The 16,954-nt window shown below is 63.9% G+C and carries 16 protein-coding genes; 6 read left to right on the top strand and 10 right to left on the bottom strand.

The window, feature by feature from the left end; translation table 11 throughout:
- Positions 1 to 241: 241 nt before the first annotated feature.
- The 4 genes from H163_RS23075 to dsbD form a co-directional block, all read right to left on the bottom strand.
- Positions 242 to 943 (bottom strand): L,D-transpeptidase, encoded by a 702-nt coding sequence (locus H163_RS23075; protein WP_425594381.1) that lies wholly within the window; start codon positions 941 to 943, stop codon positions 242 to 244.
- A 195-nt stretch (positions 944 to 1,138) separates the two neighbouring features.
- Positions 1,139 to 1,744, bottom strand: coding sequence for a DsbA family protein (locus H163_RS0116915; RefSeq protein ID WP_019965798.1), 606 nt, complete (start codon positions 1,742 to 1,744; stop codon positions 1,139 to 1,141).
- Complete coding sequence (locus tag H163_RS0116910; RefSeq protein WP_019965797.1) at positions 1,744 to 2,445, bottom strand: L,D-transpeptidase; 702 nt, start codon at positions 2,443 to 2,445, stop codon at positions 1,744 to 1,746. The genes H163_RS0116915 and H163_RS0116910 overlap by 1 nt, the downstream gene beginning before the upstream one ends.
- Before the next feature lie 14 nt (positions 2,446 to 2,459).
- Positions 2,460 to 4,277: a protein-disulfide reductase DsbD gene (dsbD, locus tag H163_RS23070; protein WP_040679120.1), complete on the bottom strand. Its 1,818-nt coding sequence runs from the start codon at positions 4,275 to 4,277 to the stop codon at positions 2,460 to 2,462.
- A gap of 112 nt (positions 4,278 to 4,389) precedes the next feature.
- Here dsbD and H163_RS0116900 point away from each other — a divergent pair, with 112 nt between their 5' ends.
- Complete coding sequence (locus H163_RS0116900) at positions 4,390 to 5,049, top strand: winged helix-turn-helix domain-containing protein (protein WP_026355972.1); 660 nt, start codon at positions 4,390 to 4,392, stop codon at positions 5,047 to 5,049.
- Positions 5,049 to 6,410, top strand: coding sequence for an ATP-binding protein (locus tag H163_RS0116895; RefSeq protein ID WP_019965794.1), 1,362 nt, complete (start codon positions 5,049 to 5,051; stop codon positions 6,408 to 6,410). Before H163_RS0116900 ends, H163_RS0116895 begins: the two co-directional genes overlap by 1 nt.
- Here H163_RS0116895 and H163_RS0116890 read toward each other — a convergent pair.
- The gene (locus tag H163_RS0116890; protein WP_019965793.1) at positions 6,391 to 6,801 is read right to left on the bottom strand and encodes a rhodanese-like domain-containing protein; all 411 of its coding nucleotides are present in this window, start codon (positions 6,799 to 6,801) and stop codon (positions 6,391 to 6,393) included. The genes H163_RS0116895 and H163_RS0116890 overlap by 20 nt on opposite strands.
- Before the next feature lie 142 nt (positions 6,802 to 6,943).
- Here H163_RS0116890 and H163_RS0116885 point away from each other — a divergent pair, with 142 nt between their 5' ends.
- Positions 6,944 to 7,960, top strand: a complete 1,017-nt coding sequence (locus H163_RS0116885; RefSeq protein ID WP_019965792.1) for a helix-turn-helix domain-containing protein — start codon at positions 6,944 to 6,946, stop codon at positions 7,958 to 7,960.
- Positions 7,961 to 7,983: 23 nt separating this feature from the next.
- Here the strand turns inward: H163_RS0116885 and H163_RS0116880 are convergent, their stop codons facing one another.
- From H163_RS0116880 to H163_RS0116865, 4 genes are read right to left on the bottom strand one after another with little or no spacing between them, the layout of a single operon-like run.
- The gene (locus H163_RS0116880; protein ID WP_019965791.1) at positions 7,984 to 8,712 is read right to left on the bottom strand and encodes an ABC transporter ATP-binding protein; all 729 of its coding nucleotides are present in this window, start codon (positions 8,710 to 8,712) and stop codon (positions 7,984 to 7,986) included.
- The gene (locus H163_RS0116875) at positions 8,709 to 9,545 is read right to left on the bottom strand and encodes an ABC transporter ATP-binding protein (protein ID WP_019965790.1); all 837 of its coding nucleotides are present in this window, start codon (positions 9,543 to 9,545) and stop codon (positions 8,709 to 8,711) included. Before H163_RS0116875 ends, H163_RS0116880 begins: the two co-directional genes overlap by 4 nt.
- 10 nt (positions 9,546 to 9,555) lie before the next feature.
- Positions 9,556 to 10,458, bottom strand: a complete 903-nt coding sequence (locus H163_RS0116870; protein ID WP_019965789.1) for an ABC transporter permease — start codon at positions 10,456 to 10,458, stop codon at positions 9,556 to 9,558.
- Positions 10,455 to 11,507: an ABC transporter permease gene (locus tag H163_RS0116865; RefSeq protein WP_019965788.1), complete on the bottom strand. Its 1,053-nt coding sequence runs from the start codon at positions 11,505 to 11,507 to the stop codon at positions 10,455 to 10,457. Before H163_RS0116865 ends, H163_RS0116870 begins: the two co-directional genes overlap by 4 nt.
- An 80-nt stretch (positions 11,508 to 11,587) precedes the next feature.
- Here H163_RS0116865 and H163_RS0116860 point away from each other — a divergent pair, with 80 nt between their 5' ends.
- From H163_RS0116860 to H163_RS0116850, 3 genes are all read left to right on the top strand, one after another.
- Complete coding sequence (locus H163_RS0116860; protein ID WP_019965787.1) at positions 11,588 to 12,208, top strand: helix-turn-helix domain-containing protein; 621 nt, start codon at positions 11,588 to 11,590, stop codon at positions 12,206 to 12,208.
- A gap of 49 nt (positions 12,209 to 12,257) precedes the next feature.
- Entirely contained in the window at positions 12,258 to 13,862 is a 1,605-nt protein-coding gene (locus tag H163_RS0116855; RefSeq protein WP_019965786.1) for an ABC transporter substrate-binding protein, read from the top strand.
- 247 nt (positions 13,863 to 14,109) lie between these two features.
- The gene (locus tag H163_RS0116850; protein ID WP_019965785.1) at positions 14,110 to 14,568 is read left to right on the top strand and encodes a GAF domain-containing protein; all 459 of its coding nucleotides are present in this window, start codon (positions 14,110 to 14,112) and stop codon (positions 14,566 to 14,568) included.
- A gap of 77 nt (positions 14,569 to 14,645) precedes the next feature.
- Here H163_RS0116850 and H163_RS0116845 read toward each other — a convergent pair whose 3' ends face one another.
- On the bottom strand, positions 14,646 to 16,607 hold the full coding sequence (locus H163_RS0116845; protein ID WP_019965784.1) for a methyl-accepting chemotaxis protein: 1,962 nt from the start codon (positions 16,605 to 16,607) through the stop codon (positions 14,646 to 14,648).
- Positions 16,608 to 16,954: the final 347 nt, after the last annotated feature.

The raw sequence follows: 16,954 nt of genomic DNA, 5'->3' as shown, positions 1-16,954 counted from the left end.
CCTATCCTGATTTTTCGTGTGTGATCGTAAGACCGCAGGCCATGCGTTTCGATTTGGGACTTTCCCGGGAGGGACCAGGGTATTCCCTACAAGCGTCTGGAAACCTGCCGTTTTCCCGTGGTGCCGGGCGTCAGAATGCCGCGTCTGGCCGGTGGAAGGGCGGCGGCATTCTGCTCATGCCAAGTCTTTCGATGCTGACGCATCACGCCTTGAAACTGCTCAAGCCCGTGCGGCGCAGTGGTCAGATGCTTCCGTCGGCGCCCAGCACCACGACCTGCGCACCGGGGGACACCTGATTGTAGAGGTCGATCACATCCTGATTGAGCATCCGGATGCAGCCTGAAGACGCTGCGGTGCCGACTGTCCAGGGTTCGTTGGTGCCATGGATGCGGTAGAGCGTGTCCTTGCCATCCTTCATCAGATACATGGCGCGGGCGCCGAGCGGGTTCTTGTCGCCGCCCTCCATGCCGTCTGCCCATTTGCCGTAGCGTCTGGGATCGCGCGCCAGCATGTCCGGCGTCGGCGTCCAGCGCGGCCATTGCCGCTTGAAGCCGACATGGGCGGTGCCTGAGAACTCGAACCCGGCCTTGCCCACGCCAACGCCATAACGCACGGCCTTGCCGCCATCCTTGACCAGATAAAGGAACCGGCTGGCCGGATCGACGACAATCGTCCCGGCCGGATAGTCCGTCTTGTAGTCAACAATCTGCTTCAGGTACTTGTCACCGATCTTCTTCGTGTCGACGGCTGCCACCGGGAAGGGCTCATCGGTGCGGGCCTGATAGCGCTCCACACCGGTTGCCAGAGCTGCCTGCTCCGCCTGCGAAGGCTCGCCCGGCTGTTTGGTGGAGACGCAGGCTGTGAGGGCAAGGCCGAGCAGGCCCATGAGGGCGGTCTGCGCGAAATACCGCGCGCGCAGGCGCGTTGAAACGGGGGTATTCATGGAGGTCATCAAAGGTGGGCCTTGATATGCGGCAGCCGGACTTGCGCCCGGAACCTGCCCTGCGGTCTGCGTTTGCGGTGGCCGGACAACTGGCATTGCGGCTGTCCGGCCACCGGCAGAGGCGGATCGCAAGGCTGCCTTAAGGCAGCCTTAAGGCGCGAAAGCTGCCCGCAGCCCTGACGGTCGCCGCAGGATTTAACTCCGTGCCCTGGCGATGGCCGCCTTCAGCGCGCGTTCGTCCAGCACGCCGGGGTAAAGCGAACTGCCGATGACAAAGGACGGTGTGCCTGCAAAATTGAAGGCAAGGGCCTGATCGTAGTTCCGGTCCAGCAGGCCGGAGATCCTGGCAGTGTTGCCGTTCACGGCGGCGGCAAGCTCTTCCATGGTCAGGCCCGCACCGGTCAGGGCCGCTTCCACCATGTCTTCGGTCAGCTTTCCCTTTGTTTTCATCAGCGCTTCCATGGCCGTCTCGTATTTGCCGATCTGGGCTGCCCCCAGCACGGCCTGTGCGGCAAAGACCGACGCGCCGCCGAAGACGGGCCAGTCCTTCAGCACCAGCCGCACATCACCGTCTTCCTCCACCACCTTCTTCAGAACCGGGTGGGAGGATTTGCAATAGGGGCACTGGTAGTCGAAGTACTCAACCACGGTGACCTTGCCGTCCGGGTTGCCGAGAACCGGGGCGTCCTTGTCGTAGAACACGTCTTCCCGTGTTATCCGGGCAAGGCTTTGCGCGGGGAAGAGAAGGGCAGCACCCATCATGGTGAGGCCTGCGGTGATAAACTCGCGCCGTTGCAGCATCAGAATTCTCCTTTTCCAGAGTGTTCGGGGCCAAGCACCACCACCCGCGATCCCTTCGGGACGCGCGAATGAAGATCGATGATGTCCTGATTGAGCAGGCGTATGCAGCCGGAGGACACAGACTGGCCGATGGACCAGGTCTCGTTCGTGCCGTGGATCCGGTAGAGCGTGTCCTTGCCGTCCTTGTAGAGATAGAGCGCGCGGGCGCCGAGGGGATTTTCGATGCCGCCGGGCATGCCCTGCGCCAGATGGCCATAGCGCTCCGGCTCCCGCTGGATCATGCCGGGCGTCGGCACCCAGCCCGGCCAGCGGGCCTTGCGGGCAACATCGGCTTCACCCTCAAACTCCAGGCCTGCCTTGGCAACGCCCACGCCGTAGCGCATCGCCTTGCTGTTCTCCATCACCAGATAGAGGAACCGGGCATGCGGATCGACAACGATGGTGCCCGGCGGATAGGGTGTCCGGTAGTTGACGATCTGCCGGATATTTTCCGGGTCCATCTTCGACACGTCCACGGCCGGGATCATCTCCTCAGCGTCCATAACCGGGCCATACATGGCCTGCACGGCAGGTCCGGCGCCCGGATGCGGCGGCGCCGTGTGTGAGGTCTGCACACAGGCACCCAGACCCAGGGCCAGCGCCATGATGATCAGGGTTTGGCGGGCAGACAGGACAGTTGCCAGCAGTTTGCTTGAGGGCATGCGGTATTCCTGTATCACTTGGCAAGATTGAAAAGAGACGCTTGCTTGGCCTTGATCGCGGCATCGGCCAGATCTTGCGCCGGGAAGTTGCCAATCAGTCGGGTTCCATCCGGCTCCCGCCTTGCTCTGTCCAGAAAGATCAGGGTGGGAGGGCCGATGACCTTCAGTTCCTGCATCAGCGCCTGTTTGCCGGCATCGGCTGCCGTCACGTCGAGCGTGGTCAGGGTTATGCCGGTCAAGGCGCTGGCAACCTGCGGGTCCTTGAGGATGCTGCGTTCGATGGTGCGGCAGGTCACGCACCAGTCAGCGGTCACATAGACAAGAGCCGGGCTGCTGCCGTCCGCTGCCGCGATGCGGGCCGTGAGGTCTTCCCGCGAGGTGACCGCAGTGAAGCTGGACTTGCTGATCTGCGCAGCCTGGGTGGAAGCCGTCTTTGTGGCGAGCGGCGCCAGCGGTTCCAGCGGATCGCTTGCCCCCAGCCCGAGCCCGGTGAAGAGAAGGGCGGCCCAGAAGAGCGAGGCCAGACCGGTGCTTCTGCCCAGCAGCTTCATGCCGTTGTGGCTGGAGCCGTTTGCCGCCTGCAGCGTGAAGAGGCCGAAGGTGAGGGCGAGCGCGGCTGAGGCCAGCAGGTTGCCCCAATCCGGCAGAAGCGGCATGACGAGCCACAGCGCGGTTGCCAGAAACAGGAAGCCGAAGATCTGCCGCACGCTTTCCATCCAGGCACCTGCCTTGGGAAGAATGCGGCCGCCCGCCGCCGACATGATGATGAGGGGAATGCCCTTGCCGAGCCCCAGCGCAAAAAGCGCCATGGCGCCGAGCAGCGCATCGCCGGTTCTGGCGATGTAAAGCAGCGCGCCAGCCAGAGGCGCGGTGACACAGGGGCCAATGAACAGCGCCGAGGAAAAGCCGAGCGCTCCGGCCCCGGCAATTGTTCCGCCGGCCTTGCCGGAGGGCGTGAGGCGGCTGACAAGGCCTTGGGGAAGCTGCAGGCTGAACAGGCCGAAGCCCGGCAGGGCAAGCAGCACGAAGAGCGCGGCAATGCCCGCCGTGACATAGACCGACTGAAGCGCCATCTGGAGATTCTGGCCGAACCATGCCGCCAGCCCGCCAAGCAGGGCGAAGGCAAAGGCGAGGCCGGAAACGTAGGACGTGGACATGACAAGGCCGCGCCGGGCCGTCAGTTGCCCGCCCTCCCGTGCCAGCATGGCGGCAACGATCGGGTACATCGGGAAAACGCAGGGCGTGAAGGCGAGCAGCAGGCCGAAGCCTAGGAAGCCGGCCAGCAGCAGCGCCAGCCCGCCATCCTGCATCAGCCGGTCAACAGCCGTCTCCGCGTGATCTCCGGACAGTGTGAACCCCGGCTCCCCCTCCGCTTCAAAAGCGGCTGCTTCGGGCAAGGCAGGCCTGCCTGCATCCGTGACCGCAAGGCTTGCCAGATCAATGCGCTTGGCCGTGGGCGGATAGCAGAGCCCGCCATCCTGACAGCCCTGATAGGTCACTTCGATCTTCTGCGGCGGGCTTGCAATGGAGGCGGTGGCAGTGCCGTAATAGACTTCCATGGTGCCGAAGCCCGGATCATCCTTGATCTTGCCCGGCCCGCTCCGGACCTCCAGTGCCTCGCCAGCCTGGCTTTTCGCCTCCAGATATTCGCGGTAAAGATAGTAACCTTCTGCCATCTGCCAGTGCAGGACGGCATCGCCACCGGCGCTGCGTTCAACCGTCAGGCGGAACGCCTGATCCATGGGCAGGGGGGCATCCTGCGCCTGCAGCTGTGCCGGGGCCTGTATCGTCAGCATCGCCGCCAAAGCGATGAAAAGGGTGCCTGACCGCATGAACCATCCTTCTGCTTCCTGTCCGGTTGGGGAGGGATCCCGTTCCCAGCTTAAGGCAGGCTTAAGGTTGCCACGGCACCAGACAGGAACGGTCGTGCTCACGGAGGCTTGATTGCGGATACTTGTGGTGGAAGATGATTTCGTCCTGCTGGACGGCCTGCGGGAGGGGCTGAAGCTTTATGGCTTTGCCGTTGACGGGGTCTCTACGGTTTCCGATGCCCGGCAGGCGCTGGCAACCGGCGGCTTTGATGCGATGGTGCTCGACCGGATGCTGCCGGATGGGCAGGGCCTGGATATCCTGCTGTCCATCCGTGAGGCCGGAAACCGTCTGCCGGTTCTGCTGCTGACGGCCAAGGACGGGGTGGGCGAGCGGGTCAACGGGCTGGATGCGGGCGCTGACGATTATCTCGGCAAGCCTTTTGATCTGGACGAGGTGGCCGCGCGGCTGCGGGCCATTACCCGCCGTGCCGAAGGTCGGGCAAGCGGCAAGCTGAGCCTCCGGGGCCTGAGCCTTGATCCCGCCTCCATGGTTCTGGAGCGCAAGGGCGAGGTCATCCCGCTGTCCCGGCGGGAGTTTTCGATCCTGCATGCCTTGATGGAAAATCCGAATGCCATCCACTCGAAAACCGCCCTCGAAGAGCGGCTTTACGGCTGGCAGGAGGATGTCGAAAGCAACACGATCGAAGTGCATATTCACAAGCTGCGGGCAAAGCTCGGCGCCAGCGCCATCGAGACGGTGCGCGGTGTCGGCTACCGGCTGGGGGCTGGCTGATGCGCTCCATCCGCCTGCGGCTCTTCTTCATCCTGCTGGCGACAACGGGCGCAGTCTGGCTGCTTGGCGTCGCCTGGACCTATGTCAGCGTTCAGCATCGTGTCGAAAAGGCACTGGATGCGCGTCTGATGGAAGCGGCCCGCATGGTCAGTTCACTGATCAACAATCACCACGTCGATGTGGCTGCCGTGGTGAACAGCCAGACGGCGAGCGGCGTTCCGCCAGAGTTTTCAGCGGATCAGGGCGATTACCGGCGGCAGCTTTCCTGCCAGATATGGTCTCTGGAGGGGCAACTGGTCAGCCGCTCGGAGAGTGCGCCGCGTGCGTCGCTCGCAGAGCATCGCGATGGCTTCAGTGAAACCACGGTCGATGGCGCCAGATGGCGGGTCTATGCCGTGGTCAATCCGGTCCTGAATGTGCGGGTGCTGGTGGGCGACAGCCTCGAAATCCGCGACAGGCTGGTGGCGGATGTGGTGAAGGGGCAACTCGTGCCGGCCTTTGCCATTCTGCCGCTGCTGGCGCTGCTGATCTGGCTGAGCGTGGCGCAGGGGCTGGCGCCGCTGAACCGCATCGCGGCGCATCTGGCGGGACGCTCGGCAGATGAGCTTCATCCTCTGGACGAAACTGGTGCACCGGGCGAGGTGCGGCCGCTGCTGCGCTCGCTCAACTCGCTGTTCCAGCGGGTCAGTGAAGCGCGCGAGCGGGAGAAGACTTTCACCGCCTATGCGGCGCATGAGCTGAAGACGCCGCTGGCCGGCCTGAAGACGCAGGCGCAGGTGGCCTTGATGAGCACGGACGAGCAGGTCCGCTCCCGGGCACTCGCACAGATTTCGACAAGCGTGGACCGCACCGGCCGTCTGGTGCGGCAACTGATCGACATGGCGGCGGTGGATTCCGCCGAGGGTGAGCCACGCCCGCAGACATTGGCCATCGCGGCCCTTGTCCAGGGCGTGCTGGGGGATCTCGAAGGATTGCAGAACCGCCGCTCGCTGCAGGTCGTCACGGATGCGGATGAGACGCTATTGGCGGGCGTGCGCAGCGAAAACCTGTTGCGTCTTGCCCTGCGCAACATCATCGAAAACGCCATGCAATACGCCCCCGAAGGCTCCCGGATCGCCATTGCGGCACAGACGGAACTGGGCCGCCTCAGGCTTACCGTGGTTGATCAGGGGCCCGGTATCCGTGAAGAGGACCATCAACTGGTCCGCGAGCGCTTCCAGCGGGGTCCCTCGCCAGCGGGCGAGGGGAGCGGTCTGGGTCTTGCCATCGTCGGCATGGCTGTCAGCAAGCTGGGCGGGGAGCTTCGCTTTCACCGGACGGAAGAGGGGTTCTGTGCCGAACTCAATCTGCCGGCTGGGTGAGCGTGGCAAGAGTGAAGCCCTCGTCCAGCCAGCCGGTGACGCCGCCGATGAGTTCCTTCACCGGCAGGCCGAGCCGGGCGAGGCGGATGGCGGCCTTGTTGGCGCCGTTGCAATGCGGTCCGGCGCAATAGACGACGAAGAGCGAGCCTTCCGGAAACTCCGCCATCCGCCGCTCCGTCATCTTGCCATGGGGCAGGTTGAGCGCGCCCGGCAGATGGCCGCTTGCGTAAAGCGCTGGGCTGCGCACATCCAGAAGCACGAAGTCCTGCTGCCCGGTGGAAAGGGCGTGATGCACGTCCCAGCAGTCGGTCTCAAAGCCAAGCCGCGCCTCGAAATGGGCCAGAGCCTCGGCGGAAGGGGCGGCGGGAAATTGGGTCACGGAACTGGCCATCGTCTGATCCTTGTCTGTCTGCGGCAGCGCTCATGCCGTCATGGGCTGCGATGGGCAGAAGATCGCCGGAAATCCGCTTCTTCGCCATTGGCCGGAATGCCATTATCCGGTAGCATCGTGCCAAGTGATCAAAGGGCGCACCATGGGCATTCAGGGACAGGGAGACGCACGGGCCATCAGCCTCAAGACAGCAGAGCAGACGCCGCTGGCGGTGGCTCTGGTCTATGAGGGCCTGAGCCTCTTTGAATTTTCCATCTGCACGGAGGTCTTTGCCTCCAAAAAGCCGGAGGTGGAGGGGCCGTGGTACCGCTTTGCCGCCGTGGCGGTGGAGATGGAGACAGTCTCGGCCAGCGGCGGCGTTTCGGTGCGGGCCGATGCACCGCTGAGCCTCATTGATGAGGCGGATATCATTCTCGTGCCCGGCTGGCCGGGGCGGGATCACCGGCTGCCGCCCGGCCTGAGGGAACGGCTGCAAGCTGCGCATGCACGCAGGGCGCGGCTTGTGACCTTCTGCAGCGGAGCCTTCCTGCTGGCGGCGGCAGGGCTGCTGGATGGCCGCAGGGCGACGACGCACTGGCGCTATATCCCGGATCTGCGCCGGGTGGCGCCTGCCTCTGACATCGTCGAGGACGTGCTGTTCGTGGAAGATGGCAACGTGCTGACGGCGGCAGGGTCTGCGGCCGGCATCGACCTGTCCCTGTCGCTGGTCCGCCGGGATTTCGGCTGGCAGGCGGCCAATGCGCTGGCCCGCAGCCTTGTGGTTCCGGCGCAGCGGGAGGGCGGGCAGGCGCAATTCGTGCCAAGGCCCGTTGCCCGTTTTCCCCAAGGCTCGCTGGCACCGCTGCTGGAGCGGATCGAGCGGGAGCTGGATCAGGAGTGGGATCTGCCGCGCATGGCGGAGGTGGCCTGCTGCAGCCTGCGCACTCTCAGCCGCCGGTTCCGCGATGCCACGGGCCTTGCCCCGCTCGACTGGTTGATCCGCGCCCGCATCCGCCACGCCTGCCATCTGCTGGAGGCAAGCAGCGAGAGCATCGATGCCATCGCCGCCCGCTGCGGTTTCGGCGCGCCGGAAACCTTCCGCCTGCATTTCCGCCGGATCATGACGGTGCCGCCCTCCCGCTACCGGTCGGAGTTTCAGGCTTCCGCCAGTGCCGGGTGAGCTTTGCGCCTCGAAAGCCTTTTTCAGAAAGACTCGCTGCGCTGCACCAGTTCGCGGCCGTAGGCGCTGGTCAGGGCGCCTGCCTTCAGGGCGGACACAGGGGCGATTTCCTCAAGCTGACCATTGCGCAGCACGCCCAGCCGGTCACAGAGGAAGGAGACCACCGGCAGGTCGTGCGTGACGAGCAGGTAGGTGAGGCCGCGCTCCTCGCGCAAGGATTTCAGCAGGTTGAGGATTTCCGCCTGCACCGATACGTCGAGCGCTGAGGTCGGCTCATCAAGTAGAAGCAGCTCCGGCTCCAGCATCAGGGCGCGGGCGATGGCGACGCGCTGGCGCTGGCCGCCGGATAATTGATGCGGCAGGCGGAAGCGGAACTTGCGGGCAAGGCCGACGGCATCCAGCATGGACAGCACCCGCTGGTCCCGGTCTCCAAGCCCATGGATTGCCAGCGGTTCGCTCAAGGCGTCATCGACGGTCTTGCGCGGGTGCAGTGAGCCGTAGGGGTCCTGAAACACCATCTGCACGTGGCGCATCATCGCCTTGGTGCGCTTGTGGCCGAGTGGCAGGCTGCCGAGCGTCAGCGCGCCGGACCAGCTGTCCACCTGTCCGGCCAGCGCCTTCAGGATGGTAGACTTGCCGGAGCCCGATTCCCCCACCAGCGCGAAACTTTCGCCGGTGGCGACGGAAAAGCTGACATCCCGCACCACCGCCGTGGTGCCATAGACAACCGTGAGGCCTTCAACGCCGATCATGCCAGTTTCTCCAGTGCGGCGCGGTCGAGCACGGGCAGGCGCTCGCGGGTCTCGTCGAGGCGGGGCAGGGAGGCGATGAGACCCTGCGTGTAGGGGTGCATTGCCTCATGCAGCTTGCCTGCGGCGCATTCCTCGACGATTTCGCCGTTGAACATGACGAGGATGCGGTCGCACCAGTGCGAGACCATGTTGAGGTCGTGGCTGATCAGCATCAGGCCCATGCCGCGGCGGCGGACGAGATCGTCCATGATTTCCAGCACCTGCGCCCGGACGGAGACATCCAGCGCCGAGGTCGGCTCGTCGGCGATCATCAGATCCGGCTCAAGGATCACCATCATGGCGATCATCACCCGTTGGCCCATGCCGCCGGAGACTTCATGCGGATAGAGCGCATAGACACGTTCCGGATCATTGATCCGCACCGCCTCCAGCGCTTCCAGCACCTTGGCCTTGCGGGCTTTCGCGCTGATGCGGGCATGGAAGGCGAGGGCCTCGCCGATCTGCTCGCCGATGCGCATGACGGGGTTCAGCGAGAACTTCGGGTCCTGCATCACCATGGACATGCGGGCTCCGCGCAGGCGGCGGTATCCGGCCTCGCCGGTTTTCGTCAGGTCGATGCCGTCGAAGATCATCCGGTCTGCGGTGACGCGGCCCGGATGGCCGATCAGGCCCATGATGGACCGGCCGGTCATCGACTTGCCGGAGCCGGATTCGCCCACGATGCCGAGGCGCTCGCGGCCCAGCGAGAAGCTGATGCCCTTCACCACCTCTACTTCGCCGCGTTCGGTGGGGAAACGGACCTTGAGCTTCTGAACGTCGAGAAGCGTGCTCATGCCGGGTCCCTCACTTCGTGCGCTGGCGCGGATCAAGCACATCGCGCAGGCCATCGCCAAACAGGCAGAAGCCGAGGCTGACGATGACGATGGCGAAACCGGGCATGGTGGCCACCCACCACTGATCCAGAATGAAGGCCCGCCCGCGGGAGATCATCGCCCCCCATTCGGGCAGCGGCGGCTGCGCGCCAAGGCCGAGGAAGCCGAGGCCGGCGGCAGTCAGGATGATGCCGGCCATGTCCAGCGTGACGCGGACAATGGTGGAGGACATGCACAAGGGCAGGATGTGGCGCAGGATGATGCGGCCATGGCTCGCCCCCTGCATGCGCACGGCGGCGATGAACTCCGCCTTGCGGATGGTCAGCGTTTCGGCACGGGCAAGGCGGGCATAGACCGGCCAGGCGGTGATGGCGATGGCGATCACCGCATTCTCGATGCCGGGCCCGAGGGCGGCAACGAAGGCAAGGGCGAGGATCAGCCGGGGCATGGACAGGAAAATATCCGTCAGCCCCATGATGATCCGGTCCGCCACGCCACCGAAATAGCCGGAGACGGCACCGATGACGAGGCCGAGCGGCGCGGAAATGACGGCCACCAGAAGCACGATGAACAGCGTGATGCGAGCGCCATGGACAACGCGGCTGAAGATGTCGCGGCCAAGCTCGTCCGTGCCCATCCAGTGGTCCCAGGATGGCGGTAGCAGGCGGGCGGTCAGCTGGCCTTCAATCGGGCTGTAGGGCGCAATCCACGGCGCGAAGGCGGCCGTCAGCAGCAGAGTGAGGATGATCACCAGCCCCACCACCGTCAGCGGATTGCGCAAGAGGGCGCGCAAGGTTCGGTAGCCCTGACCCAGCTGGGCCTGCAGGCGGGTGGCGGGCGTTTCGTCCAGCAGCCAGTCGCGGGTCGAGCTCATGCGCGGGCCCTCGGGTCGAGAAGGAGATAGAGCGCATCAGACAGCTTGTTGATGCAGATGAAGACGGCGCCGATCACCAGCGTTGCGCCCAGCACCGCATTCATGTCGGCATTGAGCAGGGCGTTGGTGAGGTAGTTGCCGATGCCCGGCCATGAGAACACGGTCTCGATCATCACCGAGCCTTCCAGAAGCCCGGCATAGGAGAGGCCGATGACGGTGATCAACTGCACGCGGATCGGGCGGAAGGCATGGCGCCAGATCACCACCCGCTCCGGCGCACCCTTGACGCGGGCCGTGGTGATGAATTCCTGCCCCAGCTGCTCCAGCATGAAGGAGCGGGTCATACGGGCGATATAGGCGAGGGCGAAGAAGCCGAGGATGGTGGCGGGCAGGATGATATGGGCGAAAGCGCTCCGGAAGCTGTCCATGTCGCCGTCGATCAGACTGTCCACCAGCAGCAGCCCGGTGCGTGGCGTCACCATGCCATCAAGGAAGATGTCGATCCGCCCCGGCCCGCCGACCCATTTCAGCTTGGCGTAAAACAGCACGAGGCCGACGAGACCAAGCCAGAAGGCAGGGATGGCATAGCCGGCAAGGCCGATGACGCGGATGATCTGGTCGATGACGCTGCCCTGCCGCGCGGCGGCCCACACACCCAGCGGCACGCCGATGGCGACACCTATGATGATGCCGAGCGTTGCCATTTCGAGGGTGGCGGGAAACACCCGCGCCAGATCCTCGATCACGGGATTGGAGGTCGTCACCGCCCGGCCGAGATCGCCCTGCAGCACATCGCCCACATAGCGGACGAACTGGACGGGCAGCGGATCATCGATGCCCATCTGCAGGCGCACCGCATCATAGACTTCCTTCGGTGCCCGGTCGCCGACGACGGCCAAGACCGGGTCAATTGGCACGACGCGGCCGATGACAAAGGTGATGGCAAGCAGGCCGAGGAAGGTCAGCGCAATCGTGGCGGCAAACCACAGCAGGGAAGCGAGCCGGGCAGGAAGGGCGCCCCGGCGGCCGGTCAGGGTGGCGTTGCTCACGGCGTTTTCCTTGCCAGTTAAACTTCTTTTGACGTAGCAAAATTTTTTTACTAGCGTCAAAGAAATTTTGGAGATCCGGGATGAGCAACGCCCTCAAGGACGCTGAGGAGATGCAAGCCGCTGCAACAGTTGCGGCGACGCCGCATTTTGGCGGCCGCATCCGCGAGCTGCGGCGCAAGGGGGATCTGACCCTGCAGCAGCTGGCCGATCAGGCAGGCATCTCCGTCGGTTTCCTGTCGCAGGTGGAGCGCGGCAAGGCGACGCCCTCGCTGGGCACGCTGGCTGCCATTGCCGATGCGCTGGGCGTCGAGATTGACTGGTTCGTTGCAACACCAAAGCCCGCCAACAGCATCACCCGCTCGGGCGAGCGCGATCTGTTCTCGCTGGGCGAGCGGGCCTTGTCCTACGAGCGGCTCAACACGGTGCTGCCGGGCGGCACGCTGTCGTCAGTGATCGTCCACATCCCGGTTGGCTATGCCTCGGAACAGACCTCCCACACGGGCGAGGAGCTGATCGTCGTGCTGGAAGGCACGCTGCGCCAGACGCTGGGCGAAGCGGTCTTTACGCTCAACGCCGGAGACAGCCTGCATTTCATGGGCGACACGCCCCATTCCTTCGCCAATGCCGGAGACCGGCCCGTCCGCATCCTGTGGACCGGCAACACGCCCCGGCTCATTGGCCGAACCCCCGACCAGCCGTAGCGGGGAATGCTGCGGCCAAGACAAACCTGCCTTCCTTCAGGAGAAGACAATGAAGCTTTTCAGAACCGCGTTTGCCGCCGGTCTGTTGTCGCTGACGGCTCTGACCACGCTGACCGCGCTTCCGGCACATGCCGCAACGCCGGGCACGGCCCTCGTCGTTGCGCAGAACATCGATGACATCGTCACCATCGACCCGGCGACCGCCTACGAGTTTTCTTCCGGCGAATATGTCGTCAACGTCTACAACCAGCTCGTCCATTACGATGCAACGGACACCACGGCGCTGGCGCCGGGCCTTGCCAGCGAATGGGCCATCGACGCGGACAACAAGACCATCGTCTTCACCCTGCGCGATGGCGTGAAGTTCCACTCCGGCAACCCGCTGCGCGGTGAGGATGTGCTGGGCTCGTGGAAGCGTGTTCTGCTTCTCAACAAGGCGCCCGCCTTCATTCTCGCCAATCTCGGCTGGACCCCGGACAACATCGAAGAGATGGTGACCGTGGAGCGCAACAAGGTCACCGTCCGCTATGCCGGTGACTTCTCGCCGCTTTTCGTGCTGAACGTTCTGGCCGCCCGTGTCGCCTCCGTGGTCGACATGGAAACGGTCATGTCGCATCAGGAAAATGACGATCTGGGCAATGCCTGGCTGAACAAGAACTCCGCCGGCACCGGCCCGTTCAAGCTGCGCGCCTACCGGCCTTCCGAAATGCTGTCGCTGGAAGCCAACCCGGACTACTGGGGCGGCGCACCGGCCATGAAGCAGGTCGTCATCCGCCATGTGGCGGAAGCGGCCACCCAGCGCCTGCTGCTGGAATCCGGCGATGTGGACATGGCCAAGAACCTGACGCCGGATCAGGTGTCCGGCCTTGAAGGCAAGTCCGACATCAAGGTCGAGACCTATCCGCAGGCGGCCGTTCACTGGATTTCCTTCAACCAGAAGACCGAGGCGCTGACCAACAAGGCGCTGTGGGAGGCGGCCCGCTATCTCGTCGATTATGACGGCATGGCCAGCACCTTCCTGAAGGGCCAGATGATGGTGCATCAGGCCTTCTGGCCGGAAGGTTTCCCCGGCGCGGTCAATGACACGCCGTTCAAGTATGAACTGGAAAAGGCAAAGCAGATCCTCGCCGATGGCGGTGTCACGCTGCCGCTGACGATCCAGCTCGACGTCATCAACTCCAGCCCCTTCACCGACATGGCGCAGGCGCTGCAGTCGTCCTTTGCTCCGGCGGGCATCAACTTCGAGATCATCCCCGGCACCGGCGCGCAGGTGATCACCAAGTACCGCGCCCGCACCCATCAGGGCATGCTGCTCTACTGGGGCCCGGACTTCATGGACCCGCATTCCAACGCCAAGGCCTTCGCCTATAACGCGGACAATTCGGACGACAAGTATGCTTCGACGACCACCTGGCGCAATGCCTGGATGCCGCCGAAGGAGATCAACGAAAAGACCATGGCCGCGCTGACCGAAAAGTCGCCGGAAAAGCGCCTCGAAATGTATGCCGAACTGCAGAAGTCGATGCAGGCAGAATCGCCCTTCGTCATCATGTTCCAGGCGGTCAAGCAGGTGGCGATGAACGGCAAGGTGCAGGGCTACGTCAACGGCGCCACATCCGATTTCGTCTACTACCGTCTCGTGACCAAGAACTGAGGCAGTCTGCCTGCAGGAGATTCCGGAGGGCGGCTGTGCTGCCCTCCGGGCCTGACACTCAACCGTTGTCATCCCCGCGAAGGCGGGGATCCAGTACCCCAGGCATTCGCATCTCGTGCGCCGGGCCTACTGGATCCCGGTCTTGCCGCTGCGCGCCAAACCGGGATGACACCGGTGAGATTCAAGGAAAATACACCACCACCTCCCGTCATTTCCCTCTCTCATCCCAACGCCCCGGAAGTCCATCATGACCGCATCCCCCGATACCGTCTTTGCCGCCCTGCATGAGGCTGCCCGCACCGCCGTGGGCGCGCGCCTCTTCACGGTGACGGTTCTTGACCGCAAGGCAGGCCTCAGCCGCCGCGCCTATACCTCGCATCCGGCCGAATACCCGGCGTCCGGCACCAAGCCGATGCGTTCGGATGGCTGGACCGATCTCGTGCTGGGCGAACAGAAGAGCTTCGTGGCCAACACGACGCCGGAATTCGCGGTGTATTTTTCCGATCACGCCCTCATCAACCAGCTCGGCTGCCATTCGGCCATGAACATTCCCGTTTCAGACGGCGGGACGGTCGTGGGCACGGTCAATATTCTGGACGCCGAGGGGCATTTTACGCCCGAGCGGGTGGCGAAGCTGGAGGCGCTGGTGGAAGAGCACCGCGCTGCTCTGCTGGACGCCATGGCCCGCGTGCCGATGGAAGCCTGACGCCGGTTCCCGGCAGACCTGAAAATGAAAAGGGCGGCTGATGAGGCCGCCCTTTTCATGTCTGTCCTGCGCCTGTCTCAGGCGGCGCGGATCTCGGCGAAGAAGGCGTCGATGCGCTGGCGCAGGTTGCCGGTCTGCTGGGTCAGCTGGGTGGCAACGTCGAGCAGAACCTGCGCGCTCTCGCCCGTCTCGCTGGCCCCGCGCGACACATGGCTCAGGGTTTCCGAGACATTCTGCGTGCCGGTTGCCACTTCATGCACCGAGCGGGAAATCTCGGTGGTGGCACCGCTCTGCTGGGTTACGGCGGCGGAGATGTCGGTGGAGATGTGGGTCATCTGGCCGATGACATCGGCGATGCTGCCGATGGCCATGGCGGCCTGATTGGACACGGCCTGCATCGCCTGGATCTGCGTGGCGATTTCTTCCGTGGCCGAAGCGGTCTGGTTGGCCAGAGACTTCACTTCCGTTGCCACGACCGCAAAGCCCTTGCCCGCATCACCCGCACGGGCTGCCTCGATGGTGGCATTGAGCGCCAGAAGGTTGGTCTGGGCTGCAATGTCATTGATGAGCTTGACGATCTGGCTGATCTTGTCCGTCGTCTGCACCAGGCTTTGAACCGTCTGGTTCGTCTCGGTGGCGGCATCCGAGGCGCGGTTGGCGATCTCGTTGGAATGCTCCACCCGGCGGGCGATCTCGGCAATCGAGGAGTTTAGCTCTTCGGAAGCGGCTGCCACCGAGCGGACGTTCGCGGCAGCTTCCTCGGATGCAGCCGCGGCGAGATTGGCCCCTTCCGAGCTGGATTCGGAGGTCTGGGTCAGCTGGCGTGCGGTGGAAACCACATTTTGCGTTGCGGAACTGACCGTCTGCAGGGCAGAGCCTACTTCCGAGGCGAAGGCGTTGATCATGCGATCCACCGCTTCAGCACGGCGCTGCTTGGCCTCCTGTTCGGCACTCTGGGCTGCTTCCAGCCGCTCGCGCTCCAGGGAATGATCCTTGAACACCTGCACGGCACCGGCAATGGCGCCGATCTCGTCATTGCGGCCAAGGCCGGGGATGGCAACGGTGAGGTCACCTTCGGCAATGCGGCTCATGGCGCCGGTGATGCTGCCCAGAGGGCGTGCCAGCCAGTTGCGGAACAGGGTGCCGATGAGCGCCAGCATGATGGCAACGGCAGCCAGCGTTGCAATCAGCGTGGACTGGCGGAAGTCGGACAGCTCGGCAAAGGCAACGCCCTTGTCGATGGACATTGCCACATACCAGTCGACGCCCGGCAATCCTGCAATAGGCTGGAAGCCGAGCAGGCGCGCGCCCTCGGCGCTGTCCACGTCCTGCATGACACCGGTGGAAACCTGCGCGCCGGGATAGATATCGGCGAGGGTCTTGCCGATCAGGTCCTGATTGGCGTGGATCAGCACCTTGCCGGACTTGTCGGTGATGAAGAGGAAGCCGAGGTCGCCCAGATTGGCGTCCTTCAGCATCTGGTCCAGCATCTGGATGGAAAAATCGGAACCGACAACGCCCACCATCTGGCCATTCTGGTAGCGCGGGGCGGCGGCAGTGATGTTCAGCTCACCCGAAGAGGCCGCGATATAGGGCTCGGTCAGCGTCAGCTTGCCGAAGGAGGCGGCAGCCTTGTACCAGGGGCGCTTGCGCGGGTCATAGCCTTCAGGAAGCGGTGACGGCGGCCACTGGAAGAACTGGCCTTCCGAGTTGCCGTAATAGGTCATGAGGAAGGTGGAGGTCAGCAGAGGAACGTTGAACTGTTCCGGCGCCATTTCGGAAGCGGGCTTTGCCCCCAGCGACTGCATGGCGAATTCGGTCAGCATCGTGCGGCCCGTCAGCCAGTTCGACACGCTTTTCGCAACGGAACTGCCAACCATCGACAGGTTGCTGTTCACGCGCTCTTCCGTCTGCTCGCGCATGACGATGTCATTGTAGAGGGCGAAGATGGCGAAAATTCCGAGGATCGAAGCGGCTGTTGCCGCAAGGATCCTGGTCATGAGACTGCGGCGGCGGCCGGATTTGTCAATCTGCGTCATCGTCGAAGTTTCTCTCTGGCTGGTGGTCACGGTGATTCCGGTACTTTCCTCCTCGGCACTATTTGACTGATGATGCTTAAAACTGAATAAACGCTTGTGTCTTTTGTCTGTCACTTCGATGCGTTTGAGAGTTTAATAGTAGTATTAAACGGCCTGGAGGGGTGGGAATAGGCAGGAAACTCAGCGGAATCAGGAGTTTTCCTGATCTGGCTAACCTTATACGCAGGACTGAGTGCCGAGTTCTGCAGCTTGAGATGGCGGGGGCACGGCGCAGTGTGCAAAACACGGCAGGCGGCGCGCTGCTTGGTGCGGCGGCCGTTAAAGCTCGTTCTGAAGTCTGTGATGAC

It is taken from the genome of Pannonibacter phragmitetus DSM 14782 (assembly GCF_000382365.1).
Lineage (GTDB): Bacteria > Pseudomonadota > Alphaproteobacteria > Rhizobiales > Stappiaceae > Pannonibacter > Pannonibacter phragmitetus.
Note: the sequence above shows the minus strand (reverse complement) of the source record. Positions and strands in the feature narration are given on the sequence as shown.